The following is a 25,833-nucleotide window of genomic DNA, read 5'->3' as shown; positions in this document are numbered from 1 at the left end:
CCTGACCCGGCGGCCAGGCGATGCAGTCTCAATCGGCTATTGACCACGACGTTGTGGGTTTCGTGGAAGCGAAGTTCCAGATCTTCCTGATCCTGCTCGCCGTGCTGGCGGCGACCGCGCTGCTGGCGCGCCGTCTTCACGTGGCGCCGGCGATCCTGCTGCTGCTGGTCGGCATCGTGCTGGCGTTCATTCCCGGCATGCCGGCGATCGAACTGCCGCCCGACCTGATCCTGCTGCTGGTGCTGCCGCCGCTGATCTATTCCGCGAGCGTGGCGATGAGCTGGCGCGAATTCTGCGCCAATCTGCGCGCGATCGGCCTGCTGGCGATCGGCTGCGTGATCTTCACCGCCTGCGCGGTCGCGGTGGCGACGCACTATCTGCTGGGCCTGCCATGGGCGGTCGGCTTCCTGCTCGGCGCCATCGTCGCGCCGCCCGACGTGGTGGCGCCGCTGGCGATCGCCCGCAAGCTCGGCCTGCCGCGGCGGATCGTGGTGGTGCTGGAGGGCGAGGGGCTGGCCAACGACGCCACCGCGCTGATCCTGTATCGCTTCGCGCTGGCCGCGATCATGACCGGCGCGTTCTCGCTGCCCGAGGCGTCGGGCACCTTCGTGGCGATCCTGGCCGGCGAGATCGTGTTCGGCATCGCGATCGGCTGGCTCAGCCTGCGGCTGCGGCGCTGGGCGCGCGATCCGCAGATCGAGATCACGCTGTCGCTGCTGACACCCTACATCGCCTACTGGATTCCGGAGCATCTCGGCGGCTCCGGCGTGATCGCGACGGTGGCCTGCGGCCTCTACATCTCGTGGAACGGCCCGCTGCTGATCTCGGCGGCGACCCGGCTGCAGGGCGTGTTCTTCTGGGATCTGGTGATCTATCTGATCGAGGGATTGCTGTTCCTGCTCACCGGCTTTCAGATGCGGGCGATCCTGGAACGGTCGAAGGGGCTTCCGGTCGACGACATCGTGATCGCGACGCTGCTGGTGGCGGCGATCGTCGTCCTGGCGCGCTTTCTGTGGGTCTATCCGGCGACCTATCTGCCGCGTCTGCTGAGCAGGCGGATCCGCACGCGCGAACGGCGTCCGAGCTGGCGCGCGGTGTTCGTGGTCGGCTTCACCGGCGTGCGCGGCGCGGTGTCGCTCGCCACCGCGCTGGCGCTGCCGTTCACGCTGCCGGACGGCTCCGCGTTTCCCGATCGGGACCTGACCCTGTTCGTCGCCTTCGGCGTCATCCTGATCACGCTGGTCGGGCTGGGCCTGACGCTGCCGGCGCTGGTCGGCGTACTCGGGCTCACCCGCGACGGCCAGAGCGAGCATGTCGCCGAACACGAAAGCGAGATCGCCGCGCGGCGTGCGGCGCTCGATGCCGCGCTGCAATCGCTCGACGCGCTGACCGACGATCGCGAATTGTCCGACGAAGTCGTCGAATTGCTGCGCGCGCGCCACGACATCCGCGCCCAGCAATTGCCGGCCTCGCTCGACGACGAAGCCTATGCGGCGACCGCCAATGCCCGCGCGCTGGTGCGCGAACTGATCGCGGCCGAGCGAAGCTTCATCCACGCCCAGCTCCGCGCCGGCAAGATCACCGACGAAGCCCGCCGAAGGATCGAGCGCGACCTCGACCTGGAGGAGGCGAGCCTTGCGAATAGGGAGTTTCGGAACGGGGCGGCGTGAGACGGGTGCGGATCAACGCATGTCGAACAGCTCCTGATGGAAGCGGGCGGCCGGCAACCCCTTCGCAATCATCGCGCCGCGCATGGCATCGCCAAAGCCGCTGGGTCCGCAGAACCACACATCGGTCTGCTTCCAATCCGGCAGCGCGGCTGCAAGGCTCTCCAGCGTCAGACGCTCGTCCTGCGATCCGTCCACCAGATGGAATGAAATCCCGGTTTGCTGAGCGAGTTGCCGTATCGTGGCAATGAAAGCTGTATCCTTCGCGTTCGTCGCATAGAATAGGTCGATCGGATTCGTTCGGCCCTCCCGCGCCAGCTCTCGCAGCCGGGCGATGAACGGAGTAATGCCGACCCCGCCGCCGATCCAGATCTGCCGATCGCTGTCGCCCTGGAAATTGAACCGCCCATAGGGTCCTTCGACCACGACGCCTTGTCCCAGATGCAGGTTGCTGGCCAGCGAGCTGGTGTAGTCGCCGAGACCCTTGATGGTGAACAGCAGCATCCCGTCATTGTGCCAGGCCGAGGAGATCGTGAACGGGTGAGCGTCCTCGACATCGTCGAAGTTCACGAACGCATACTGGCCGGCATCATGTCCGCGCCAGGCGGTTTCGAGGCGGACTCCGACATCGAGAACCTGATTGCCTTCGTGGATGCGCAGCGTCGCAATCGTTCCCGAGGCCTGGCGGGAAATGCCGATCTTTCTGAACAGTGCTATCAGGGCGGCCACAGTGCCGGCCGCGAGCAGCAGCGCCAGCACCGGACCGAGCGGCTTTGTCCAATAGCTCCGGTCGATCAGGATGAAGGCGTGAAACACCAGAACCAGATAGACCATCGGCATCAGCCGATGGGTCTTGAAGAAGTACTTGTACGGAAAGCGCTTCCACAGCGCGAGCGCGACCAGGGCGACGAGCAGGTAGAGCGCCCATTCGCCGATCTCGGCGGCAAAATCCCGCAAATCGCGAAACACATCAAAACCGGTGGGGACGTCCTTCGCGTGCGGCGGCTTCGGCGGAATCGCGAACAGCCCCAGTTCGGTGATCCATGACGGCCCCTTGCGCAGCACCCAATGCGCAAGCGCGAATCCCAGCGCCGAAAGTCCAAGCCATTTGTGCAGGCGATAGAACTTGTCGAGGCCACCCAGCGGGGTCTCGAACCACACAGGTCGCGCCGCGAGGATGATGCCGACCGACATCAGGCCGAGCGCCATGACTCCTGTTCCATAGACGAGCGTGGTGCGCGTCGCCCAGAAGCCCTGCGACAGCGCGCCCGGCTCAAGACTAAGCGTCCACAGGGCGGCGAGCCCCAAGGCTACCAATGCGAGGGTGGACTTCAATCTGGTGAACTGCATGCATCGATCCAATCTGAAAAATCAGGGACGCGCATGTCTTCCGGGCTGAAGCCGGCGATGAGCGGGGATGCAACCAACTATAGGCGCACCGCTTCGCTCGAAATGTAGCAAAACTGCTCACTGCTCCGCGTCATCGTCGATCGATGGACGCGCACACTGGCGGATCTCCTGGCGATCCGCCGCAGGCCGAGAGGCGGATTACTCCGCCGCCGGCACCATCTGGGCGGCGCCGGGCTTCGGCGCTGCGCCGTAGCGCTGCTCGATGTAGTCGATTACCAGCGCCTTGAAGTCGCCGGCGATGTTCTCGCCGCGCAGCGTGCGGAATTTCTCGCCGTCGACGAACACCGGCGCGGCCGGGCTTTCGCCGGTGCCGGGCAGCGAGATGCCGATATTGGCGTGCTTGCTTTCGCCCGGGCCGTTGACGATGCAGCCCATCACCGCGACGTTGAGGTTCTCGACGCCCGGATAGCGGGTCTTCCAGCTCGGCATTTCGACCCGGATGAAATCCTGGATCGAGCGCGCCAGTTCCTGGAACGTGGTCGAGGTGGTGCGGCCGCAGCCCGGGCACGCCGCGACCAGCGGCACGAAGGTGCGGAAGCCCATGGTCTGCAGCAATTCCTGCGCGACCTGGACTTCCAGCGTACGGTCGCCGCCGGGCTCCGGCGTCAGCGAAATCCGGATGGTGTCGCCGATGCCCTGCTGCAGCAGAATGCCGAGCGCGGCCGAAGAGGCGACGATGCCCTTGGAGCCCATGCCGGCCTCGGTCAGGCCGAGATGGATGGCGTAGTCCGAGCGCGACGCCAGGTCCTGATACACCGCGATCAGATCCTGCACCGCCGACACCTTGGCGGACAGCACCATCTTGTTCTTCGGCAGGCCGATCTCTTCGGCGCGGGCGGCCGACAGCAGCGCCGACTGCACCATCGCCTCGCGGGTCACGGCGCGGACGTCGCGCGGCTGCGCCGAGGCGGCGTTCTCGTCCATCAGCTTGGTCAGCAGCTCCTGGTCGAGCGAGCCCCAATTGGCGCCGATCCGGACCGCCTTGTTGTTCTTGATGGCGATCTCGACGATGTCGGTGAACTGGCTGTCGCGCTTGGCCTTGAAGCCGACATTGCCCGGGTTGATCCGGTACTTGTCGAGCGCCTCGGCGCAGGCCGGGTATTCGGCGAGCAGCTTGTGACCGATGTAATGGAAGTCGCCGATCAGCGGCGTGGTCAGGCCGAGCTTGCGCAGGCCGTCGCGGATATGCGGCACGGCGGCGGCGGCCTCCTCGCGGTCGACCGTGATCCGGACCATCTCGGAGCCGGCGCGCGCCAGCGCTGCGACCTGCCGGATGGTGCCTTCGATGTCCGCGGTGTCGGTGTTGGTCATCGACTGCACGACGATCGGCGCACCGCCGCCGACGGCGATGTCGCCGACCATGACCTGGGTGGTTTGGTGCCGCGGCGCGGGGCCGGCGACGTCGTTCTGCAGCGGATTTTCGAGCTTGTTCATGGCGTCCGGAATATCAGGTTTTTGTGACAGTCAGCAATGGATCAATCGGCGCAGGAACCCCGGGCCGATGTGGATTCTGGAGCCGGGAACTGCAAGATCCGACCTCACAGAACCGGAACCCTGCCCGGCCGGTTGACCAGATACAGCCCGGCGATCACCAGCAGTGCCGCCAGGCCGAAGGCCGGGGTCAGCGGCTCGTGCAGGATCAGATAGCCCGCCGCCACCCCGAATAAAGGGGTAAAAAAGGTAAATGCCGACAATTTGCTGGCCGAATAGGTCTTCACCAGGCTGAACCAGAGCAGGAAGGTCAGCCCGACCACCCAGATCGACTGATAGGCCATCAGCGCCAGCGATAGCGGGCTCGGCACCTTGTCGATGGTTTCGCCGGACACCAGCGCCGCCAACAGCAGAATCGGAACCGAAATCGCCACCTGGTAGGCCAGCCCCTTCTCGGCGGGGGCCCGCTGCAGCGGGGTGGCCTTGACGACGAGGGTGGTGGCGCCCCACAGCGCGCCGCCGCCGACCAGCATCAGGTCGCCGAGCAGCACCTTCGCATCGACATTGGGCTGCGGCACCCCGATCGCCACCGCGACGCCGGCGAAGCTCAAGGCGAGCCCCGCCCATTGCAGCCCGCGCAGCCGCTCGCCGAGGAAATGGAAGGCGCCGAGCGCGACGACGAACGGCGCGACGTAGAGAAACACAACCCCGCGCGAGGCCGTGGTCAAGGTCAGCCCGTAGTAGATCAGCACGAATTCCAGCCCGAACAGCACGCCGGCGAACAGCCCGGCCTTCAGCGTGCCGTCGCGTTGAAACAGCTTCACGCCGCGCACCCGGGCGATGATCAGGATCACGATCATCGCGGCGGCGGAGCGGATCGCGGCCTGCAGGAACGGTGGGATGTCCGGAAGCACGAGCTTCACGGCGATCTGGTTGAAACCCCAGCTGAAGCAGCACAGCAGCATCAGCGCGATCGCGCCCGCGGTCAGCGGCCGGGCGGCCGCGCCGCCTACGGGTGACGACATCGGGCGAATATCGGCTTTGCCAGCAGAGAGAAATCGACAGAGAAAGAGTCCACAGACATTGCGCCTCCGGCTTGCCGCCGTGTTGTCGCGGGCGTGCCCGCGCGCGAGCGACGCTCCTCCCAATGGCTCAAGGCGTAGACCGCGTCAGGTGGATTGGCAATGCCCGCAGACGCCGGTGATCTCCACCACCGAGAGCTTCGGCGTGAAGCCGGTCTGCCGCGCCGCCTCGCTCAGGCTCTGCGCGACGGCGGTGGCCGGAATCTCGCCGACCGAGCCGCAGGATTCGCAGATCAGGAATGCGACCGCGGAGGCGTCGTCGTGCTCGCGCCCGCAGGCGAGAAACGCGTTGCGGCTTTCGATCCGGTGCACCAGCCCGTTCTGCATCAGGAAGTCGAGCGCGCGATACACCGTGATCGGCGCCGGCCGCGGCATCACCCGCGCCAGTTCGTCGATCACCTCGTAGGCGCCGAGCGGCCGATGGCTGGACAGCAGCGCGCTCAGCACCTGGCGCCGGATCGGCGTCAGGTTCTGTGATCGGTCCGCACAGATCCGTTCGGCGTGCTCGATGCCTTCCGCGGCGCAGCGGTCGTGGTCGTGACCGGGCGCAGGAAAAGCCGGCTTCAAAGCTGTCATCGCATGGCCTCAACGCAGCAGCAGATCCCGCCGCAGTCCCCAACGGCAGCACCAACGGATAGTTGACGACGCCCCTCCGCACAAGCCTCGCGACGCCGTGCCGGTTCCGACGGAACGAGCCATGCGAAAGTTCAGGGGGCCTCATGCGGCAGATGATACTGTCGCAATTCATGAGCTTGCTTACTTTGTGCGAACTCACAAACGAGGCGTCCCATGACCCGCGGGTCGGTCGATCAGCATTTCATGTTCACATTGGCGGAGGTGCAGCGGCTGCTGCGCGCCTATGCGGACAAGCAGGCGGCGCGGCACGGCATCACCCGCGCGCAGTGGGCGGTGCTCGCCAAGGTCGAGCGCGCCGAAGGCCTCAAGCAGTCCGAACTCGCCGAGCTGATGGAACTGCAGCCGATCACCCTGACCCGACTGATCGACAAGCTGTGCGAGCACGGCTGGCTGGAGCGCCGCAGCGACGACAGCGACCGCCGCGTCAAGCGGCTGTATCTGCGCAAGGCGGCGCGTCCGCTGCTCGGCAAGCTGTCGGGGCTGCGCTCCGAACTCACCGCGACCGCGCTGGCCGGTATTGCTCCTTCGGATGCGCAGCGGCTGCTGACGCAGATGGAGACCATCAAGGAAAACCTGCGCAATGCGATCCAGGTCTGCAACGCCGACTCTCACCGAAAGGAACAGCGCCATGGCTGATCCCGTGCTCAAATTTCCGCCCGACCAGAAGGCCGCTCCGGACGAGGCCGGTGCGCCCCCGGGCGAACGACCGAGCCGGGGCCTGCTCGCCGGCCTGCGGCGCTATCGCCGAACGCTGTTGCTGGTGGTGCTGCCGATCATCGCGCTGGTCGGCGGCGTTGCGTTCTACCTGCAGGGCGGCCGCTACGTCACCACCGACGACGCCTATGTCGGCGCGCAGAAGGTGCTGATCACGCCGGACGTCGCCGGCAAGATCGTCGCGGTTACCGTCAAGGAAGGCCAGGTGGTCGCTCCCGGCGACGTGCTGTTCCAGGTCGACCCGGTGCCGTACCGGTTCGCCGAACAGCAGGCCCGCGCCAAGCTCGCCGATGCCAGGACCTCCTACAACAATCTGCGCTCCAACGTGAAGATCTACGGCGCCACGATCGAACTGCTGAACGCCGGAATCGGCCTCAAGCAGCGCGACGTCGAGCGCAAAACGACCCTCGCCGAGAGCCGGTCGGGCTCGCTGCTCGATCTCGACAATGCCAACGCCGCGCTGGTCACCGCCAAGGCGCAGCTCGAACTCGCCAGGCAGCAGCAGGACACGGCGCTGAACCAGTTGCTCGGCAATCCCGATCTGCCGCTCGAACAGTTTCCCGCCTACATGCAGGCCAAGGCGGCGCTCGACGACGCCGAGCGCAATCTCCGGCTCTCCACCGTGCGCGCGCCGATGCACGGCACCGCGACCCAGGTCGATTCGATCCAGCTCGGCCGCTTCGTCGCCGCCGGCACGCCGGTGTTCAGCGTGATCGACACCACGGCGCCGTGGGTCGACGCCAATCCGAAGGAAAGCGATTTCACCTATGTGGCCGTCGGGCAGAAGGTCGCGATCGACATCGACGCCTTCCCGGATCACGAATTCACCGGCACGGTGTCGTCGCTTTCGCCCGGCACCGGCGCGCAATTCGCCGTGCTGCCGCCGCAGAACGCCACCGGCAATTTCGTCAAGGTGGTGCAGCGCGTGCCGCTGCGGATCAAACTCGACGAGTCCGATCCGATGGTGCGGAAGCTCAAGGCCGGCATGAGCACCACGGTGTCGATCGACACCGACCATCGCCGCTCGCTGGCGAAACTGCTCGGCTTCGGCACGGCCAACGCCGCGCCGCACGAGGGCGAGTAAGCGATGCCGGCGGCTGCGACATCGTCGGCGGTCCCCGGCTTTCGCCGCAACATGGTGACGATCTGCGCCATGACGGCGACGATCATGCAGGCGCTCGACACGACGATCGCCAACGTCGCGCTGCCCTATATGCAGGGCTCGCTGTCGGCGTCGCAGGACCAGATCAACTGGGTGCTGACCTCCTACATCGTCGCCGCCGCGATCATGACCGCGCCGGTCGGCTGGATCGCCAACCGGTTCGGCCGCAAGCGGATTTTCATCATCTGCGCGGCCGGCTTCACGGTCGCCTCGGTGATGTGCGGCCTGGCGCAGGACATCACCCAGATGGTGGCGTTCCGGCTGCTGCAGGGCGTGTTCGGCGCCGCGCTGGTGCCACTGTCGCAGGCGGTGATGCTCGACAGCTATGCGCTGCACGAGCGCGCCAAGGCGATGTCGATCTGGGGCATGGGCGTGATGATGGGGCCGATCATGGGTCCGTCGCTCGGCGCCTGGCTGACCGAGACCTATTCCTGGCACTGGGTGTTCTTCGTCAACCTGCCGTTCGGCGCGATCACGGTGATCGGGCTGCTGATGTTCATGGACGAGACCGACAAGAACCACGAGCTGCGGTTCGACTGGTTCGGCTTCCTCGCGCTCGCCGTCGGCATCGGCTCGATGCAGCTCGCGCTCGATCGCGGCGAGCAGCTCGACTGGTTCAATTCGCCCGAGATCATCATCGAGTCGATCGTCTCGGCGGTCGGGTTCTACTACTTCTTCGCGCATTCGTTCACGACGCCGAAGCCGTTCATCCAGTTCGCGATCTTCAGGGACCGCAATTTCATCGGCGGCTGCGTGTTCATGACGGTGATGGGCCTGGTGCTGTTCTCCACCATGGCGCTGTCGTCGCCGTTCCTGCAGAATGTCGAGGGCTTTCCGATCATGACCGCCGGCCTGCTGCTGGCATCGCGCGGCTGCGGCACCTTCGTGGCGATGATGCTGGTCGGGCGGATCATGCGGCACATCGAGGCGCGGCTGCTGATCGCCACCGGCCTGACGCTGACCTGCCTGTCGCTCTACGCCATGACCGGCTGGACCGACCAGACCAGCGTGCGCACCATCATCACCACCAGCATCGTGCAGGGCTTCGGCTTCGGCCTCGTGTTCGTGCCGCTGTCGACGGTGGCGTTCATGACGCTGCCGGGACATCTGCGCACCGACGGCACCTCGATGCTGACGCTGCTGCGCAACGTCGCCTCCTCGATCGGCATCTCGCTGGTGATCGCGCAGCTCACCTCGGGCACCCGCGCCACCCACGCGGTGCTGGTCGAGCATATCAACCCGTTCAATCAGGCGATGCAGATGCCGAACATCACCGGCACCATCGACATGGCGACCACCACCGGCAAGGCGATGATGGACGCCATCGTCACCGCGCAGGCGCAGATCATCGCCTTCGCGCTGGATTACCAGATGGTGATGCTGTTCACCGCCTGCACCATCCCGCTGGCACTGCTGATCGGCTCGACCAAGGCCGCACTGCGCAAGCAGAGCCAGGCGCCCGATCATGCCGCGGTGATGGAGTAGCGAACTTCACCTCTCCCCGCGCGCGGGGAGAGGTCGGATTGCGCAGCAATCCGGGTGAGGGGGCGCTTCCACACAGCCGAGCCTCAGTGCCCGCGTCGCCCCTCACCCCACCCCTCTCCCCGCAAGAGCGGGGCGAGGGAGCCGGCTGTGCCTAGTTCACCTTCTCGATCGCCATCGCGACGCCCTGGCCGACGCCGACGCACATCGTGGCGAGCGCCAGCCTGCCGCCGCGCTTCTCCATGCCGTGCACTGCAGTGAGGGCGAGGCGGGTGCCGCTCATGCCGAGCGGGTGGCCGAGCGCGATCGCGCCGCCATGCGGGTTGACAAAATCGGCATCGTCGGCGACGCCGAGCTGGCGCAGGCAGGCGATGCCCTGCGAGGCAAAGGCTTCGTTGAGCTCGATCAGGTCGAAATCGCTGATCTTCAGCCCCAGCCGGTCCATCAGCTTGCGGGTCGCCGGCACCGGGCCGATGCCCATGATCCGCGGCGGCACCGCGGCCGAAGCGATGCCGAGAATCTTCGCCCGTGGCGTCAGGCCGTGCCGCTTCACCGCGGCTTCCGAGGCGACGATCATCGCCGCGGCGCCGTCATTGACGCCCGAGGCGTTGCCGGCGGTTACCGTGCCCGGATTGCGCACGATCGGCTTCAGCTTGGCGAGACCTTCGAGCGTCGTCTCCGGGCGCGGATGCTCGTCCTTGTCGACGATGATCGGCCCGGCCTTGCCGCCTGGCGCCGATACCGGCGCGATCTCCTCGGCGAAATAGCCGGAAGCGATCGCCGCGCCGGCGCGCTGCTGGGAGCGGATCGCGAAGGCGTCCTGGTCGGCGCGCGAGATCTGGAATTCCTCCGCGACGTTCTCGCCGGTCTCCGGCATCGCGTCGACGCCGTATTGCGCTTTCATCAGCGGGTTGATGAAGCGCCAGCCGATCGTGGTGTCGAAGATTTCCGCCGAGCGGGAAAACGCCTCGCCGGCCTTGCCCATCACGAATGGCGCCCGCGTCATCGATTCGACGCCGCCGGCAATCGCCAGATCGATCTCGCCGGCGCGGATCGCGCGGCCCGCGGCGCCGACCGCGTCGAGGCCCGAGGCGCACAGCCGGTTCAGGGTCTGGGCCGGCACCGAATCCGGCAGGCCGGCGAGCAGCGTCGCCATCCGGGCGACGTTGCGGTTGTCCTCGCCGGCCTGATTGGCGCAGCCGAAGAACACCTCGTCGACCGCGCTCCAGTCGAGATTAGGGTGCTTGGCCATCAGCGCCTTGATCGGAACCGCGGCGAGGTCGTCGGCGCGGACCTTGGCGAGCGACCCGCCGAACCGGCCGATCGGGGTGCGCACTGCGTCGCAGATAAAGACGTCGGCCATCATTCTCTCCCTTGCTGGCGCGTTCCGGGCTTTGGCCGGAATTGGCGGCGAGTTTTAGGAAGCGGCCCGGGGCAGGTCAATGTGCGCCGGCCGCACAGGGCTTTGCGGAAACCGTGCATGGCGGCGTTGGCGCGGTAGGAAGGACGGGGCGAATTTTGCTATGCATCGGGTCATGACCATCCGCCCCGACATCGCTCCGCCGCCTGATTTGCCTGCGCCCGCCGAGCCGCCGGCGAAGGCGTCGCCGATGATGGAGCAGTATCACGAGATCAAGGCCGCCAATCCCGGCCTCCTGCTGTTCTACCGGATGGGCGATTTCTACGAATTGTTCTTCGAGGACGCCGAGATCGCCTCGCGCGCGCTCGGCATCACGCTGACCAAGCGCGGCAAGCATCAGGGCCTCGACATCCCGATGTGCGGCGTGCCGGTCGAGCGCTCCGACGATTATCTGCACCGGCTGATCGCGCTCGGCCATCGCGTCGCGGTGTGCGAACAGACCGAGGACCCGGCCGCCGCGCGCGCGCGCAAGAGCGTGGTGCGGCGCGACGTGGTGCGGCTGATCACGCCCGGCACGCTGACCGAAGACACGCTGCTGGACGCCCGCGCCAACAACTATCTGCTGGCGATCGCCCGCGCCCGCGGCTCCAGCGGGACCGACCGCATCGGGCTCGCCTGGATCGACATCTCGACCGGCGAATTCAGCGTCACCGAATGCGTCACCGGCGAATTGTCGGCGACGCTGGCGCGGATCAACCCGAACGAGGCGATCGTCTCCGACGCGCTGTACAGCGACGCCGAATTGGGCCCGAGCCTGCGCGAACTCGCCGCGGTGACGCCGCTGACCCGCGACGTGTTCGACTCGGCGACCGCCGAGCGGCGGCTGTGCGATTACTTCGCGGTCGCCACCATGGATGGCCTCGCCGCGCTGTCGCGGCTGGAAGCGGCGGCGGCCGCCGCCTGCGTCACCTATGTCGACCGCACCCAGCTCGGCAAACGCCCGCCTTTGTCGCCGCCGTCGCGCGAGGCGACCGGCTCGACGATGGCGATCGATCCCGCGACCCGCGCCAATCTCGAACTGACGCGGACGCTGGCCGGCGAGCGCCGCGGCTCGCTGCTGGACGCGATCGACTGCACCGTCACCGCCGCCGGCTCGCGGCTTCTCGCGCAACGGCTTGCGGCCCCGCTCACCGACGCCACGGCGATCGCGCGGCGGCTCGATGCGGTGGAAACCTTCGTCGCCGACAGCGGGCTGCGCGAACAGATCCGCAGCGCGCTGCGTGCGGCACCCGACATGGCGCGGGCGCTGGCGCGGCTGTCGCTCGGCCGTGGCGGCCCGCGCGATCTGGCGGCGCTGTGCAGCGGCATCGGTGCCGCCGATCAGGTCCTGCAACAGCTGTCGCAGCTTTCCACACCGCCGCAGGAGATCGCCGCCGCGATGGCGGCGCTGCGGCGGCCGTCGCGCGATCTGTGCGCCGAGCTGAGCCGCGCGCTCGCCGACGATCTGCCGCTGCAAAAGCGCGACGGCGGCTTCGTCCGCGACGGCTACGAGGCCGCGCTCGACGAGACCCGCAAGCTGCGCGACGCCTCGCGCCTCGTCGTCGCCGCCATGCAGGCGCGCTACGCCGACGAGACCGGCGTCAAGGCGCTGAAGATCCGGCACAACAACGTGCTCGGTTACTTCGTCGAAGTCTCCGCGCAGCATGGCGACAAGCTGATGACGGCGCCGCTGAACGCGACCTTCATCCATCGCCAGACGTTGGCCGGCCAGGTCCGTTTCACCACCGCCGAACTCGGCGAGATCGAGGCCAAGATCGCCAATGCGGGCGACCGCGCGCTCGGGCTCGAACTCGAAATCTTCGACCGCCTCGCGGCGATGATCGAGGCGGCCGGAGAGGATCTGCGCGCCGCCGCGCACGCCTTTGCGCTGCTCGATGTCGCCACCGCGCTGGCAAAGCTTGCCGTCGACGACAACTACGTGCGGCCCGAAGTCGATCAGTCGCTGTCCTTCGCGATCGAAGGCGGCCGGCATCCGGTGGTCGAGCAGGCGCTGAAGCGGGCCGGCGAGCCGTTCATCGCCAATGCCTGCGATCTGTCGCCGGGGCCGGCGCAGAAATCCGGCCAGATCTGGCTGCTGACCGGCCCCAACATGGCCGGTAAATCGACCTTCCTGCGCCAGAACGCGCTGATCGCGCTGCTGGCCCAGACCGGCAGTTTCGTGCCGGCCGGTCGCGCCCGGATCGGGATCGTCGACCGGCTGTTCTCCCGCGTCGGCGCCGCCGACGATCTCGCCCGCGGCCGCTCCACTTTCATGGTCGAGATGGTCGAGACCGCCGCGATCCTCAACCAGGCCGGCGAGCGCGCGCTGGTGATCCTCGACGAGATCGGCCGCGGCACCGCGACCTTCGACGGCCTGTCGATCGCCTGGGCGGCGATCGAGCATCTGCATGAACAGAATCGATGTCGCGCGCTGTTCGCGACGCATTACCACGAGCTCACCGCGCTGTCGGCCAGGCTGCCGCGGCTGTTCAACGCCACGGTGCGGGTCAAGGAATGGCGCGGCGAGGTGGTGTTCCTGCACGAGGTGCTGCCGGGCTCGGCCGACCGCTCCTACGGCATCCAGGTGGCGAAACTCGCCGGGCTGCCTGCGTCCGTGGTGGCGCGGGCGAAATCGGTGCTGGCCAAGCTCGAAGCCAACGACCGCGGCCAGCCCAAGGCCCTGATCGACGATCTGCCGCTGTTCGCCATCACCGCGCGCGCCCCGGCCGAGCCGTCGCCGCCGAGCGAGGCGGAGCAATTAATTGCGGCGGTCAGGGCACTGCACCCGGACGAGCTGAGCCCACGCGAAGCGCTCGACGCGCTGTACGCCCTGAAGGCGAAGCTGCCGAAGGCCGATTGACCTCCGTTCCGCGTCATTGCGAGCGAAGCGAAGCAATCCAGTGCGCCGAGCACAAGAGTCTGGATTGCTTCGTCGCTTCGCTCCTCGCAATGACGGATCTTGCGCGGCTGATCCGGTGCACAAAACGACAATGGCCGGGACGAGCCCGGCCATTGAAATCATTCAGGACTTTACCGAAAGCGAAGCTTACTTCTTCGCCGGCGCCTTGGCCGGATCGGCGGGCTTGGCGGCGTCGGCCGGCTTCGCGGCGTCGGCGGCAGGCTTGTCGAGCCGCTCGATCTTGGCGGCCTGACGCAACTGCGCGACGTAGTCCGACTGCGCCTTGCGGGTGACGTACTGCTCGATCTGCGGCTTGACCTGGTCGAAGGTCGGCGGCTTGCGGTTGCGCTTTTCCTCGACCTTGATGATGTGCCAGCCGAACTGGCTCTTCACCGGGTCCGAGATCTTGCCCGGCTCCAGCGCGAATGCCACCGCGGAGAATTCCGGCACCATCTGGTCCTTGGTGAAGAAGCCGAGGTCGCCGCCGTCGGAGGCGCCCGGGTCCTTCGACTTCTTCTTCGCCAGCTCGGCGAAGTCGGCGCCCTTCTTCAGTTCCTCGGCGACCGCCTTGGCCTCGTCCTCGGTCTCGACCAGGATGTGGCGGGCGTGGACTTCCTGCTCGCCGGAAATCTGCTTGGCGGCGTCCTCATAGACCTTCTTCATCGCCTCGTCGGTGGTCGCGGCCTTGCCCTGGACGCCGAGCAGGTCGTCCATCAGCAGGCGGTTGCGGGCGAAGTCGAGCCGCTTCTTGAATTCCGGGCGGTCGGCGATCTTCTTGTCTTCGGCGGCCTTGGCGACGATCTTCATGTCGATCAGGAACGCCAGCACGTTCTCTTTCTTGGTCGCCGGGTCCATCTGGGCCAGGCTCTGGCCGAGTTCTTCCTCGGCGAGGGTGACGTCGCTCTGACGGATTTCAGCGCCGTTCACCTTCGCCAGCACCGGGTCGGCATCCTGGGCGCGCGCCATCGGGCTCGCGAGCAGCGCAAAAGCGAGACAACCGGTCGCGGCCGCGCCTATGATGCCGGAGCGCAGGGCCGATCGGGCTGCGGGTGACGCAGGGGTCATGGAAAATCCTTGTTCTGAAAGCCGGGGTGTCGGGGGCGGCGGGACAGTCACCCAATCACGGAGCCTTGGCAACGCGAAAACTCTGTCAAAATGATGAATTCCATCACCGGGCCGCGCGTTGACATCCCCCTACCCCAGCCATATCTCTGCCGCCACTGGCACGGGTATCAAGGTCGTCCGACGGCCATGGCCACGCGGCCGGCCCTCGGATTGCTGGATGACCGTTCATTTCGCGCCTCCGCCTGTATCCCGATAGGTGGCTGGGCGTCACGATGAGTTGATAGCGGCTCGAGTGAACGGCACACACGCTGCGAAGTCACATCGCAAGGACAGGAAGCTGGTATGATCGGCGCGTTCGCCCGCAAACTCTTCGGCTCTTCGAACGATCGCAGGATCAAGGCCTATCAGGCTCGGGTCACCGCCATCAACGCGCTGGAGCCGGAGATCGCTGCACTGTCCGACGACGCGCTGCGCGCGCGCACCGACGATTTCCGCGCCCAGCTCGCCGCCGGCAAGACGCTGGACGACCTGCTGATCCCGGCTTTCGCCACCGTCCGGGAGGCCGCCAAGCGCACCCTCGGCCAGCGCCATTTCGACGTCCAGCTGATCGGCGGCATGGTGCTGCACGAAGGCGACATCGCCGAAATGAAGACCGGCGAAGGCAAGACGCTGGTCGCCACCCTGGCCTGCTATCTCAACGCGCTCGCCGGCAAGGGCGTCCACGTCGTCACCGTCAACGACTACCTCGCCAGCCGCGACGCCGGCTGGATGGGCCAGATCTACACCTTCCTCGGCATGACCACCGGCGTGATCGTGCACGGCCTCGACGACAGCGAGCGCCAGAGGGCCTATGCCTGCGACATCACCTACGGCACCAACAACGAATACGGCTTCGACTATCTCCGCGACAACATGAAGTATCGGCTCGAGGACATGGTCCAGCGCGGCCATTTCTTCGCCATCGTCGACGAAGTCGACTCGATCCTGATCGACGAGGCCCGCACCCCGCTGATCATCTCCGGCCCGCTCGACGACCGCTCCGAGTTCTACAACACCATCGACACCTTCATTCCGAGCCTCGACAAGTCGGACTACGACATCGACGAGAAGCAGCGCTCGGTGGCGCTGACCGAAGCCGGCATGGAGAAGATCGAAAAGCTGCTCGGCGACGCCGGCCAGCTCAAGGGCGAGTCGCTGTACGACATCGAGAACGTCTCGGTGGTGCACCACATCAACCAGGCGCTGCGCGCCCACACGCTGTTCCAGCGCGACAAGGACTACATCGTCCGCAACGACGAGGTGGTAATCATCGACGAATTCACCGGCCGCATGATGCAGGGCCGGCGCTATTCCGAGGGCCTGCACCAGGCGCTGGAAGCCAAGGAGCACGTCACGGTCCAGCCGGAAAACCAGACGCTGGCCTCGATCACCTTCCAGAACTACTTCCGGATGTACGGCAAGCTCGCCGGCATGACCGGCACGGCTGCGACCGAAGCCGACGAGTTCTACGACATCTACAAGCTCGAAGTGGTCGAGATCCCGACCAACCTGCCGATCTCGCGTCTCGACGAGGACGACGAGGTGTATCGCACGCAGGCGGAGAAATACGCCGCGATCCTCGCCGAGGTCGAGCGCGCCAACAAGCGGCTTCAGCCCGTCCTCGTCGGCACCGCGTCGATCGAGAAGTCCGAGCTGCTCGCCGATTTCCTTTTGAAGAACGGCTACAAGCAGATCGACTTCGGCGATCCGAAGGCGCTGGAGAAGCTCTATGCGGCGGCCCGCGCCGGCAAGCCGGCCAAGCTGTTCGCGGTGCTGAACGCGCGCTTCCACGAGCAGGAAGCCTACATCGTCGCCGAGGCCGGCGTGCCGGGCGCGATTACCATCGCCACCAACATGGCCGGCCGCGGCACCGACATCAAGCTCGGCGGCTCGCTGGAAATGCGGGTGCCGCAGGAAACCGCGGGCATCACCGACGAGGCCGAGAAGGCCGCCAAGATCGAGCAGATCAAGGCCGATATCGAGCGCTTCCGCGAGATCGTGCTGAACGCCGAAGACGAGATCGAGATCGAGCCGGCCAAGGGCAACAAGCCGGCCAAGACCGTCAAGCGCCCCGGCGGCCTCTACATCATCGGCTCCGAGCGCCACGAAAGCCGCCGCATCGACAACCAGCTGCGCGGCCGCTCCGGCCGTCAGGGCGACCCCGGCCGCTCCAAATTCTTCCTGTCGCTGGACGACGATCTGATGCGGATCTTCGGCTCCGGCAAGCTCGACACCATGCTGACCCGGCTCGGCCTCAAGGAAGGCGAGGCGATCATCCATCCCTGGATCAACAAGGCGCTGGAGAAGGCGCAGCAGAAGGTCGAGGCGCGCAACTTCGACATCCGCAAGAACCTGCTGAAGTTCGACGACGTCCAGAACGACCAGCGCAAGGTGATCTTCGATCAGCGCATCGAGCTGATGAAGGAAGACAGCGTGGTCGAGACCGTCACCGACATGCGCCACACCTTCATCGAGGATCTGGTCAGCAAGCACGTGCCCGAGCACGCTTACGCCGAGCAGTGGGATGTCGCCGGCCTCAAGGAAGAGCTGAACCGCGTCGTCGGCCTGGATATTCCGGTCGACGAATGGGCCAAGGAAGAAGGCATCGCCGACGAAGAGCTGCTGACGCGGCTCGAGAAGGTGTTCGACGAGCACATGGCGGCGAAGGTGGCGCAATGGGGCCCCGACGTGATGCGCTACGCCGAGAAGAGCATCCTGCTGCAGACGCTCGATCATCTGTGGCGCGAGCATCTGGTGATGCTGGATCATCTGCGCCAGGTGATCGGCCTGCGCGGCTACGGCCAGCGCGACCCGCTGCAGGAATACAAGTCGGAGGCGTTCAACCTCTTCCAGGAGATGAGCGCGCATCTGCGCGAGGCGGTGACCGCGCAACTGATGCGGGTCGAGATCATCCCGCCGGAGCAGCCGCGAGAGCTGCCGCCGATGGAGGTCCACAAAATGGACCCCAACACCGGCGAGGACGAAATGCAATTCGCCAACGTCTCGCTGGCGCCGGCCGACACCGTCGAGAAGTCCGCACGCGATCCGAACCGCCCCGACACCTGGGGCAAGGTCGGCCGCAACGAGGACTGCCCCTGCGGCTCCGGCAAGAAGTACAAGCACTGCCACGGCAGGTACGCGTAAGCGCTCGACCTCGGTCGTCGAATCGCAGCAATGCCCGGCTCGCGCCGGGCATTTTGCGTTTGAGGACCGCAGAATCCGAGTCGTGACGATGTCGCCACCGAGAGAGCGACCCATCAGGTCGTCATTCCGGGTCGCTCGCGAAGCGAGCGAACCCGGAATCCAGAGGTTGTTCGCGACGTGAGATTCCGGGTTCGCGAGCTGACGCTCGCGCCCCGGAATGACGACGGTGGTGGGTGTTGCTGATCTCGGCCGGCGGCCGAAGGCGCGCCGCCTCAGCGGAACGCCGAGAACCTGCTGTCGAAATTGTTCGACGACACCACCGGCGCTGCGCCGGTGATGGCGCCGGTCGGCCGGGCTGCGGTCGCCCCGTGGGTGTCGACCGACGGCTTGAGTGGCGGCCGGCCGGCGGCCTGTTTGGTGTCGTTCGACCTCGGCATCGCCGCCTGCGGCCGCGGCGGCGCGGGCGTGGCTTCGCTGCGCCGCGCGGTGATCACCTGCGGCGGCGAGGACGGCGGCGGGGCGGTCGACGCGGTGGTCTCGCCGCTGCCGACCCGGCGCGACAGGCCGGACAGCAGGCCGCCAATGTCGTCCTTCGCCGCCGAGGCGACGCGCGGTGTCGTCGGAGCAGAGGTCGCGGCCACGGCCGTCGTTTCGGGCGCGTTCTGCAGCAGATTGTCGGACGGCCGCGGCGGATTCACCGTCGGCGGGATGGTGCCAGGTGCGCGCTCCATCGCCAGCGATACCGGGCTCTCGTCGGCTTCGGAAAGGCCGGTCGAAGCGTCGGGGATCTTCGAGGCGAACACCTGATGCATGCCGCCGTCGATGCCGGTGCGCAGCCGCGCCACCGGCGTGCCCTTGGCGATCAGTTCGGCGAGCTTGGTCTGGTCCTTGTGGTCCTTCTCGCGCACCGCGTGGGCGATGTCGGCGGGCACCGTATAGGCCGGGCATTTGGCCGACGCATTGAACGCCAGCGGCCTGGTGGCGCCGGGCGGCGGGGCGGCGTCGAACACGTATTTCTGTTCGCAGAAATCGACCTTCGGCTCCTGCCGCGTCACTTCGAAGTGGTCGTAGCCTTCCTTCAGCATCTTCCAGAACGGCATGTTCGGATTGTTGCGATGCTTGGCGAAATTCGCCGGCGTCATCTTGAACGGATAGGCCTGCAGCTGGAACGCGCGCTGGCCGCCGAAGAACGACTCCCGACCCAGCGCGTAGATCTCGGCGATCTGTTCGTCGGTCATCGCGTAGCAGCCGCGCGACGAGCAATCGCCGTGCACCATCAGTTGCGAGCCGGTGCGGCCGAGCGACTTGTCGAACGCGTTCGGATAGCCGGTGTTGAACGCCAGGTAATAGGACGATTGCGGATTCATCTGGCCGGGCGAGATCGAATAGAACCCCTCCGGCGCCTGGCGGTCGCCCTCGCGGATCTTCGGGCCGAGATCGCCTGACCAGCGGCAGATCGGATAGGTCTTGAGCAGCGCGAACACGCCGCTGCGGTCCTGCTTCCAGACCTCGAGTTCGGCTTCCTGCTTGAACAGCCGCACCAGGATCGGCGACTGCAGGTCCATGTTCTTGTCCTGCATCGCGGCGACGAGCTTGGGCGGCACCGGCTGGTTGGCCCTGGCGTTTCTGGCGAGCGACATCTGGTCGCTGTTGCAGCCGGCCAGCGCGGCGCTCGCGGCGATCACGGCGGAAGCCAGCAGCGCGCGCAGCAGCGGAGTTCTCGTCACAGCGAAGCTCCCCAGACGACCGGCAAACCTGCACCCTTGATCATTCGAGCAATGAGCAGCTCAGTCCGTCGCACTGACACGATCCCTCCGGCCCATTGGGTCGAATTGTATCGCGCGAATTTACCAAGAAGCGCAGGACGTTGTCGCTTTGGCACGGCGCATCCTGCACTCACGAAAGATTATCCTTAAGCCCGGGCGGTCGCAAGCCGGGCGGCTGGCCGCACCGGCTCCCCGTCGAACGTGGTCAAGGAACACTGAATTGCGGCCCCGCGGCGAAACTGCGGCGGGCGGGCAAAATCGGGGACAGGCCGACGGGATGGTTAGCAAACCGGCAATGTCGCGCCGCCGGGGGTCAGCCCAGCTTGCGGCCGATTTCCAGGAATTTCTGACGACGCTTGGTGCGAACCGCGCCGGCATCGAGGCCGCTGAGCTCGGCGAAGGCCGCCGCGATGGCGTCGCCGGTGGTCGCGATCATCGCATCCGGGTCGCGGTGGGCGCCGCCCTTGGGCTCGGGCAGGATCTGGTCGATCACCCCGAACTTCAGCAGGTCCTGGGCGGTGATCTTCATCGAATTGGCGGCTTCCTGCGCCTTGGTGCCGTCGCGCCACAGGATCGAGGAGGCGGCTTCGGGCGAGATCACGCTGTAGATCGCGTGTTCGAGCATCAGCACCTTGTTGGCGGTGGCGATCGCGATCGCGCCGCCGGAGCCGCCTTCGCCGATCACCACGGCGACATTCGGCACGCCGAGCGACAGGCAGGCGTCAGTCGAGCGCGCGATCGCCTCGGCCTGGCCGCGCTCCTCGGCGCCGATGCCCGGATAGGCGCCGGCGGTGTCGACCAGCGACAGCACCGGAATGCCGAAGCGGTCGGCCATTTCCATCAGCCGGACCGCCTTGCGGTAGCCTTCGGGCCGCGCCATGCCGAAATTGTGCTTGAGGCGGGTCTCGGTCGAGGAGCCCTTCTCCTGACCGATCACGCAGATGCTCTCGCCGCGGAACCGGCCGAAGCCGCCGATCAGCGCCTCATCCTCGCCGAACTTGCGGTCGCCGGCCAGAGGCGTGAATTCGGTGATCAGCGCTTCGATGTAGTCGACGCAATGCGGCCGCTGCGGATGCCGCGCCACCTGGGTCTTCTGCCAGGGCGTCAGCGTCGCATACAGCTCGTTGAGCGCCTGGACGGCCTTCTCCTCGATCTTCGCGACTTCCTCGTGGATGTCGCTGCCGGAGGCAGCCAGCGCGCGCAATTCGTCGATCTTGGAATCGAGTTCCGCGACCGGCTTTTCGAAGTCGAGATAGCTGCGCATGGGCTCGGACATGACCAGGGACATGGGGAGGGCTGCTGCGGCGGCCGACATCGGCCCGGCAAGGGCTTTTCGAGCCAACCGGGCATCAAGTCAAGCGGCTGGGCACCCCGGCGGTCCTAGGCAAAAGAATCAGGCGCCGCTGCTGTTGCAAGCCCGTTGCGGCAAGGCGCGCCGGCCTCAGCCCTCCGCCAGCGGGTGCAGGTCGCGCACCAGGCTCTTCAGGCGGTCCTCGACCACATGGGTGTAGATCTGCGTGGTCGAGATGTCGCTGTGGCCGAGCAGGGTCTGCACGATCCGCAGGTCGGCGCCGTTGTGCAGCAGATGGCTGGCGAAGGCGTGGCGCAACACGTGCGGGCTGACCAGCCGCGGCTGCAGGCCGGCGCGCGCGGCAAGCTCCTTGAGGTCGCGGCCGAAATGCTGCCGGGTCAGATGGCCGCTCTCGCCGAACGACGGAAACAGCCATTTCGAGGCGGGCGCGCCGGCTTTCTTGTCGCCCGCCATCGCCTTCTCGGCGGCTGCGGCGGTCGCCAGATAGCGCGTCATCGCCTGCTTGGCGCTGGTATTGAGCGGCACCAGCCGTTCCTTGTCGCCCTTGCCGCGGACCACGATCATCCGCGCATCCCCCCGCGCCGCCGTCCGCGGCAGCGACACCAGCTCGGAGACGCGCAGCCCGGTCGCGTACAGCACCTCCAGCAGGCAATACAGCCGTGCGGCGCGCAATCCCGCCGGGCCCTCCGCCGCGTCGGCCTCCTGCCGCGCGCAGCCGAGCAGGCGGTCGACGTCGGCGATCGACAGCACTTTCGGCAGCCCGCGGCCGCGCTTCGGCCCGGACAGGATCGCCGCCGGATCGTCGACCCGGATGCGCTCGCTCAGCAGGAATCGAAACAGATGCCGCAGCGCCGACAGCCGCCGGGCCACGCTCGACGAGGCGAAGCCGCGGGTATCCAGATCGGCGAGATAGCCGCGCAACGCCTCGGTGTCGGCCGAGGCGATGCTCTTGCGGCGGCGTGTGAGATAGGCCGACAGGTCGGCGAGGTCGCGGCGATAGGCGTCGATCGTATTGGCGGACGCGCCCTGTTCGGCGGCGATCATGTCGAGAAACAGCTCGCTCAGCCCGGCATCCGAATAGGAGGCGGGCCGCAGCGGCTTGGTGTCCCGTTCGGCTTGGGCGGCCGGAACGTTGGCGGAAGGACTGAATCTCGCTCGCGGTTTTCGCATGCGACGAGCCTACCGGCTATTTCTTGAGAAATTTGTCCTGCGGCACCACCACGGTGATTTCCCGCGATTTCGGGCCGGTGAAGTTGGCGAGTGCGAAGATCGCCCCGTAGATCAGGCCGCCGATCACCGCGACGACCGACAAAAAGCGGAACAAGGTAGGCATTCGCTGATCTCGGCGGCGGTGGAACGGCGATTGCCGGCGCAATTGCTGGATGACGGCCGACGATGACCATGTTCGCCTGCGCGTGGCAAGAGACTCTGGCAACCGCAGCAACCGCAGTAGTATAGCTGGCCGTTCCGAGCCCAAGCGATCCCGCGCCCAAGCCCACGGGTGATACGACTATGTCTGAAACCGCACCGTCGGCCGCCGCCGCCAGGTCCCAGGAAGCCGAGATCGTCGCGGCGCTGGGCGAGCGCCCGGTCGTGCTCATCGGCATGATGGGCGCCGGCAAGTCGACCGTCGGCCGCCGGCTGGCGCTGCGGCTCGGGCTGCCGTTTCTCGACGCCGACACCGAGATCGAGCACGCCGCCGCGATGACGATTCCGGAGATCTTCGAGACCCACGGCGAGCCGCATTTCCGCGACGGCGAAGCGCGGGTGATCGCGCGGCTGCTCGACGGCGGGGCCAAGGTGCTGGCGACCGGCGGCGGCGCGTTCATGCGCGGGGAGACACGAGAGCGGATCCGCGACAAGGCGGTCTCGATGTGGCTCGAGGCCGAGGCCGACGTCATCCTGCGCCGGGTCAAGCGCCGCGCCGACCGGCCGCTGCTGCAGACGCCCGATCCGGCCGGAACCATCGCCCGGCTGATCCACGAGCGCTATCCGGTGTATCGTGGCGCCGATCTCACGATCGCGTCGCGCGATGTGCCGCACGAGAAAATCGTCGACGAATGCGTTGCCGCGCTGCACGACTATCTCTGCGGCACCCCCGCCCCAACCCTGAGCGAGACATCATGACCGCGCCGCTGAATCATTCCGCTCCGATCAAGGTCGAGGTCGCGCTCGGCGATCGCGCCTATGACATCGTGATCGGCCGCAACGTGCTCGGCACGCTCGGCGAGCGGATCGCGAAGCTGCGGCCCGGCGCCCGCACCGCGATCGTCACCGATCGCACCGTGGCGCGGCACTGGCTGACGAACACCGAGGCGGTGCTGGATGCGGCCGGCATCGCGCATCAACGCATCGTCGTCGGCGAGGGCGAAAGCTCCAAGACCTATGCGGGGCTGGCGGAAGTCAGCGAGGCGCTGATCGCCGCGAAGATCGAGCGCAACGATCTGGTGATCGCGCTCGGCGGCGGCGTGATCGGCGATCTCGCCGGCTTCGCGGCGTCGATCCTGCGCCGCGGCGTGGATTTCGTGCAGGTGCCGACCTCGCTGCTGGCGCAGGTCGACTCCTCGGTCGGCGGCAAGACCGGGATCAACTCGCCGCAGGGCAAGAACCTGCTCGGCGCTTTTCATCAGCCCGTTCTGGTGATCGCCGACACCGCGGTGCTCGACACGCTTTCGCCGCGGCAGTTCCGCGCCGGCTATGCCGAAGTGGCCAAATACGGCGCGCTCGGCGACGAGGCGTTCTTCGCTTGGCTCGAGGCCAATCATGCCGAGATCGTTTCAGGCGGCCCGGCGCGCGAGCACGCCATCGCCACCTCGTGCCGCGCCAAGGCGGCGATCGTGGCGCGCGACGAGCGCGAAAACGGCGAGCGCGCGCTGCTCAATCTCGGCCACACTTTCGGCCATGCGCTGGAGGCCGCCACCGGCTTCTCCGACCGGCTGTTTCACGGCGAGGGCGTCGCCATCGGCATGGTGCTGGCGGCGCAGTTCTCCGCCGCGCGCGGCATGATGCCGGAGGCCGACGCGATCCGGCTGCAGCGCCATCTCGCCGATGTCGGCCTGCCGACGCGGCTGCAGGACATCGCCGGCTTCGCGCAGGAGGGACTGGCCGATGCCGACGCGCTGCTGGCGCTGATGGCGCAGGACAAGAAGGTCAAGCGCGGCCGGCTCACCTTCATCCTGATGGAGGGGATCGGCCGCGCCGTGATCGCCAACAATGTCGAGCCGGAGCCGGTTCGCGACTTCCTGGCCCGGCAGCTCGCGCACGCGTCGTGAGCGAGCGCGACATGATGGACTGGTTCGCGTTCGGCATCGTGATCGCCTGCCTGTTCGGCTCGGCGTTCTTCTCCGCCAGCGAGACCGCGCTGACCGCGGCTTCGCGCGCCAACATGATGCGGCTGGCGAAGCAGGGAAATCGCAACGCCGGCATCGTCGGCCGGCTGCTGGCGACGCGCGAGCGGATGATCGGCGCGCTGCTGCTCGGCAACAACATCTTCAACATCGGCGCCTCGGCGCTGGCGACCGGCCTGTTCACGGCGTGGTTCGGCGAGTTCGGCGTGCTCTACGCCACCGCGGTGATGACGGCGCTGGTGGTGATCTTCGCCGAAGTGCTGCCCAAGACCGTCGCCATCAACGCGCCGGACCGCTTCGCGCTGTCGGTCGCCAAGCCGATGCGGCTGATGGTGCTGTTGCTCGGTCCGCTGCTGACGGTGATCGAGGCGCTGGTCCGCGTGCTGATCCGGCTGCTCGGGATCAAGGCCGGCGCACACCCGTCGCTGCTGTCGGGGACCGAGCGGCTGCGCGGCGCGGTCGAACTGATCCATCACGAAGGCGGCGTCGCCAAGCACGACCGCGACATGTTCGGCGGCCTGCTCGATCTCAGCGAGCTGCAGGTCTCCGACGTCATGGTCCATCGCACCGAGATGGTGATGGTCAACGCCGATCTGCCGCCCGAGGAACTGGTGCGCGAGGTGCTTGCCACGGAGTACACCCGGATTCCGCTGTGGCGCGAGAAGCCGGAGAACATCATCGGCGTGCTGCACGCCAAGGATCTGCTGCGGGCGATGCGCGCGGCCGACGGCGACGCCAGCAAGATCGTGGTCGACAAGATCGCGCTGCCGCCGTGGTTCGTGCCGGAGATGCGGCTGGTGTCGGAGCAGCTCAAGGCGTTCCGCTCGCGCAAGACTCACTTCGCGCTGGTGGTCGACGAATACGGCGAAGTCGAAGGCATGGTGACGCTCGAGGACATCCTCGAGGAAATCGTCGGCGACATTTCCGACGAGCACGACGTCGTGGTCGCCGGCGTCCGAACCCAGCCGGACGGCTCGGTGGTGGTCGACGGCTCGGTGCCGATCCGCGATCTCAATCGCGCGATGGACTGGAATCTGCCCGACGAGGAAGCCACCACGATCGCCGGACTGGTGATCCACGAGGCGCGCTCGATTCCGGATCGCGGCCAGAGCTTCACCTTCCACGGCTTCCGCTTCCGCGTGCTGCGCCGCGAGCGCAATCGCATCACCGCGCTGCGCATCGTGCCGGTGCTGCGCGAGACGGAAGCCGAACTCGCCGACAAGAAGAAGGGCAAGATCGCGCGCATCAGCGGCCCCGCGGCTTGAGCCCCGGCGCGTG

The 25,833-nt window shown here is 67.1% G+C and carries 19 protein-coding genes; 9 read left to right on the top strand and 10 right to left on the bottom strand.

Annotation, left to right across the window (positions count from 1 at the left end):
* Positions 1 to 62: 62 nt before the first annotated feature.
* Complete coding sequence (locus tag ACTZWT_RS16750; protein ID WP_444770809.1) at positions 63 to 1,670, top strand: Na+/H+ antiporter; 1,608 nt, start codon at positions 63 to 65, stop codon at positions 1,668 to 1,670.
* 12 nt (positions 1,671 to 1,682) lie between these two features.
* Here ACTZWT_RS16750 and ACTZWT_RS16745 read toward each other — a convergent pair whose 3' ends face one another.
* The 4 genes from ACTZWT_RS16745 to ACTZWT_RS16730 all read right to left on the bottom strand — a co-directional run bounded on the left by ACTZWT_RS16745 (position 1,683) and on the right by ACTZWT_RS16730 (position 6,166).
* Positions 1,683 to 3,017 (bottom strand): ferredoxin reductase family protein, encoded by a 1,335-nt coding sequence (locus ACTZWT_RS16745; protein ID WP_444770808.1) that lies wholly within the window; start codon positions 3,015 to 3,017, stop codon positions 1,683 to 1,685.
* A gap of 198 nt (positions 3,018 to 3,215) precedes the next feature.
* Positions 3,216 to 4,511 carry a flavodoxin-dependent (E)-4-hydroxy-3-methylbut-2-enyl-diphosphate synthase gene (gene ispG / locus ACTZWT_RS16740; protein ID WP_444770807.1) on the bottom strand — a complete coding sequence of 432 codons (1,296 nt, stop codon included), beginning with the start codon at positions 4,509 to 4,511 and terminating at the stop codon, positions 3,216 to 3,218.
* A gap of 104 nt (positions 4,512 to 4,615) precedes the next feature.
* The gene (locus ACTZWT_RS16735) at positions 4,616 to 5,533 is read right to left on the bottom strand and encodes a DMT family transporter (protein WP_444770806.1); all 918 of its coding nucleotides are present in this window, start codon (positions 5,531 to 5,533) and stop codon (positions 4,616 to 4,618) included.
* 144 nt (positions 5,534 to 5,677) lie between these two features.
* Positions 5,678 to 6,166 carry a Fur family transcriptional regulator gene (locus ACTZWT_RS16730; RefSeq protein WP_322514854.1) on the bottom strand — a complete coding sequence of 163 codons (489 nt, stop codon included), beginning with the start codon at positions 6,164 to 6,166 and terminating at the stop codon, positions 5,678 to 5,680.
* Between the two features lie 213 nt (positions 6,167 to 6,379).
* Between ACTZWT_RS16730 and ACTZWT_RS16725 the strand changes: the two genes are divergently transcribed.
* The 3 genes from ACTZWT_RS16725 to ACTZWT_RS16715 are packed head-to-tail and all read left to right on the top strand — an operon-like array spanning position 6,380 to position 9,587.
* On the top strand, positions 6,380 to 6,862 hold the full coding sequence (locus ACTZWT_RS16725; protein WP_444770805.1) for a MarR family winged helix-turn-helix transcriptional regulator: 483 nt from the start codon (positions 6,380 to 6,382) through the stop codon (positions 6,860 to 6,862).
* Complete coding sequence (locus ACTZWT_RS16720; protein ID WP_444770804.1) at positions 6,855 to 8,024, top strand: HlyD family secretion protein; 1,170 nt, start codon at positions 6,855 to 6,857, stop codon at positions 8,022 to 8,024. The genes ACTZWT_RS16725 and ACTZWT_RS16720 overlap by 8 nt, the downstream gene beginning before the upstream one ends.
* 3 nt (positions 8,025 to 8,027) lie before the next feature.
* Complete coding sequence (locus ACTZWT_RS16715; protein ID WP_444770803.1) at positions 8,028 to 9,587, top strand: DHA2 family efflux MFS transporter permease subunit; 1,560 nt, start codon at positions 8,028 to 8,030, stop codon at positions 9,585 to 9,587.
* A gap of 151 nt (positions 9,588 to 9,738) precedes the next feature.
* Here the strand turns inward: ACTZWT_RS16715 and pcaF are convergent, their stop codons facing one another.
* Complete coding sequence (pcaF, locus tag ACTZWT_RS16710) at positions 9,739 to 10,947, bottom strand: 3-oxoadipyl-CoA thiolase (protein WP_444770802.1); 1,209 nt, start codon at positions 10,945 to 10,947, stop codon at positions 9,739 to 9,741.
* A gap of 172 nt (positions 10,948 to 11,119) precedes the next feature.
* Between pcaF and mutS the strand changes: the two genes are divergently transcribed.
* Positions 11,120 to 13,843, top strand: a complete 2,724-nt coding sequence (mutS, locus tag ACTZWT_RS16705) for a DNA mismatch repair protein MutS (RefSeq protein ID WP_444770801.1) — start codon at positions 11,120 to 11,122, stop codon at positions 13,841 to 13,843.
* Positions 13,844 to 14,029: 186 nt separating this feature from the next.
* Here mutS and ACTZWT_RS16700 read toward each other — a convergent pair whose 3' ends face one another.
* Positions 14,030 to 14,947, bottom strand: a complete 918-nt coding sequence (locus tag ACTZWT_RS16700; RefSeq protein WP_444770800.1) for a peptidylprolyl isomerase — start codon at positions 14,945 to 14,947, stop codon at positions 14,030 to 14,032.
* A gap of 342 nt (positions 14,948 to 15,289) precedes the next feature.
* Here ACTZWT_RS16700 and secA point away from each other — a divergent pair, with 342 nt between their 5' ends.
* The gene (gene secA / locus ACTZWT_RS16695; protein ID WP_444770799.1) at positions 15,290 to 18,130 is read left to right on the top strand and encodes a preprotein translocase subunit SecA; all 2,841 of its coding nucleotides are present in this window, start codon (positions 15,290 to 15,292) and stop codon (positions 18,128 to 18,130) included.
* Between the two features lie 272 nt (positions 18,131 to 18,402).
* Here secA and ACTZWT_RS16690 read toward each other — a convergent pair whose 3' ends face one another.
* The 4 genes from ACTZWT_RS16690 to ACTZWT_RS16675 form a co-directional block, all read right to left on the bottom strand.
* Entirely contained in the window at positions 18,403 to 19,857 is a 1,455-nt protein-coding gene (locus ACTZWT_RS16690; protein WP_444770798.1) for a L,D-transpeptidase family protein, read from the bottom strand.
* Positions 19,858 to 20,209: 352 nt separating this feature from the next.
* The gene (locus tag ACTZWT_RS16685) at positions 20,210 to 21,172 is read right to left on the bottom strand and encodes an acetyl-CoA carboxylase carboxyltransferase subunit alpha (protein ID WP_444770797.1); all 963 of its coding nucleotides are present in this window, start codon (positions 21,170 to 21,172) and stop codon (positions 20,210 to 20,212) included.
* Positions 21,173 to 21,337: 165 nt separating this feature from the next.
* Positions 21,338 to 22,378 (bottom strand): site-specific tyrosine recombinase XerD, encoded by a 1,041-nt coding sequence (xerD, locus tag ACTZWT_RS16680; protein ID WP_444770796.1) that lies wholly within the window; start codon positions 22,376 to 22,378, stop codon positions 21,338 to 21,340.
* A gap of 16 nt (positions 22,379 to 22,394) precedes the next feature.
* Positions 22,395 to 22,541 carry a histidine kinase gene (locus ACTZWT_RS16675; RefSeq protein WP_444770795.1) on the bottom strand — a complete coding sequence of 49 codons (147 nt, stop codon included), beginning with the start codon at positions 22,539 to 22,541 and terminating at the stop codon, positions 22,395 to 22,397.
* Positions 22,542 to 22,720: 179 nt separating this feature from the next.
* Here ACTZWT_RS16675 and ACTZWT_RS16670 point away from each other — a divergent pair, with 179 nt between their 5' ends.
* From ACTZWT_RS16670 to ACTZWT_RS16660, 3 genes are read left to right on the top strand one after another with little or no spacing between them, the layout of a single operon-like run.
* Positions 22,721 to 23,335 (top strand): shikimate kinase, encoded by a 615-nt coding sequence (locus ACTZWT_RS16670; protein WP_444770794.1) that lies wholly within the window; start codon positions 22,721 to 22,723, stop codon positions 23,333 to 23,335.
* On the top strand, positions 23,332 to 24,480 hold the full coding sequence (aroB, locus tag ACTZWT_RS16665) for a 3-dehydroquinate synthase (RefSeq protein WP_444770793.1): 1,149 nt from the start codon (positions 23,332 to 23,334) through the stop codon (positions 24,478 to 24,480). Before ACTZWT_RS16670 ends, aroB begins: the two co-directional genes overlap by 4 nt.
* A gap of 14 nt (positions 24,481 to 24,494) precedes the next feature.
* Positions 24,495 to 25,820: an HlyC/CorC family transporter gene (locus ACTZWT_RS16660; RefSeq protein ID WP_444770968.1), complete on the top strand. Its 1,326-nt coding sequence runs from the start codon at positions 24,495 to 24,497 to the stop codon at positions 25,818 to 25,820.
* The last annotated feature ends 13 nt before the right edge of the window (positions 25,821 to 25,833 follow it).

It is taken from the genome of Rhodopseudomonas sp. NSM (assembly GCF_052445935.1).
Lineage (GTDB): Bacteria > Pseudomonadota > Alphaproteobacteria > Rhizobiales > Xanthobacteraceae > Rhodopseudomonas.
This window is presented reverse-complemented; position numbering and strand designations above follow the sequence as displayed.

What these genes read in the sequence shown, in the direction of transcription:
- ACTZWT_RS16745 (WP_444770808.1), bottom strand. Translation starts at nt 3,017, where the DNA reads ATGCAGTTCACCAGATTGAAGTCCACCCTCGCATTGGTAGCCTTGGGG.
- ispG (WP_444770807.1), bottom strand. Translation starts at nt 4,511, where the DNA reads ATGAACAAGCTCGAAAATCCGCTGCAGAACGACGTCGCCGGCCCCGCG.
- ACTZWT_RS16735 (WP_444770806.1), bottom strand. Translation starts at nt 5,533, where the DNA reads ATGTCGTCACCCGTAGGCGGCGCGGCCGCCCGGCCGCTGACCGCGGGC.
- ACTZWT_RS16730 (WP_322514854.1), bottom strand. Translation starts at nt 6,166, where the DNA reads ATGACAGCTTTGAAGCCGGCTTTTCCTGCGCCCGGTCACGACCACGAC.
- ACTZWT_RS16725 (WP_444770805.1), top strand. Translation starts at nt 6,380, where the DNA reads ATGACCCGCGGGTCGGTCGATCAGCATTTCATGTTCACATTGGCGGAG.
- ACTZWT_RS16720 (WP_444770804.1), top strand. Translation starts at nt 6,855, where the DNA reads ATGGCTGATCCCGTGCTCAAATTTCCGCCCGACCAGAAGGCCGCTCCG.
- ACTZWT_RS16715 (WP_444770803.1), top strand. Translation starts at nt 8,028, where the DNA reads ATGCCGGCGGCTGCGACATCGTCGGCGGTCCCCGGCTTTCGCCGCAAC.
- pcaF (WP_444770802.1), bottom strand. Translation starts at nt 10,947, where the DNA reads ATGGCCGACGTCTTTATCTGCGACGCAGTGCGCACCCCGATCGGCCGG.
- mutS (WP_444770801.1), top strand. Translation starts at nt 11,120, where the DNA reads ATGACCATCCGCCCCGACATCGCTCCGCCGCCTGATTTGCCTGCGCCC.
- ACTZWT_RS16700 (WP_444770800.1), bottom strand. Translation starts at nt 14,947, where the DNA reads ATGACCCCTGCGTCACCCGCAGCCCGATCGGCCCTGCGCTCCGGCATC.
- secA (WP_444770799.1), top strand. Translation starts at nt 15,290, where the DNA reads ATGATCGGCGCGTTCGCCCGCAAACTCTTCGGCTCTTCGAACGATCGC.
- ACTZWT_RS16685 (WP_444770797.1), bottom strand. Translation starts at nt 21,172, where the DNA reads ATGTCCGAGCCCATGCGCAGCTATCTCGACTTCGAAAAGCCGGTCGCG.
- xerD (WP_444770796.1), bottom strand. Translation starts at nt 22,378, where the DNA reads ATGCGAAAACCGCGAGCGAGATTCAGTCCTTCCGCCAACGTTCCGGCC.
- ACTZWT_RS16675 (WP_444770795.1), bottom strand. Translation starts at nt 22,541, where the DNA reads ATGCCTACCTTGTTCCGCTTTTTGTCGGTCGTCGCGGTGATCGGCGGC.
- ACTZWT_RS16670 (WP_444770794.1), top strand. Translation starts at nt 22,721, where the DNA reads ATGTCTGAAACCGCACCGTCGGCCGCCGCCGCCAGGTCCCAGGAAGCC.
- aroB (WP_444770793.1), top strand. Translation starts at nt 23,332, where the DNA reads ATGACCGCGCCGCTGAATCATTCCGCTCCGATCAAGGTCGAGGTCGCG.
- ACTZWT_RS16660 (WP_444770968.1), top strand. Translation starts at nt 24,495, where the DNA reads ATGGACTGGTTCGCGTTCGGCATCGTGATCGCCTGCCTGTTCGGCTCG.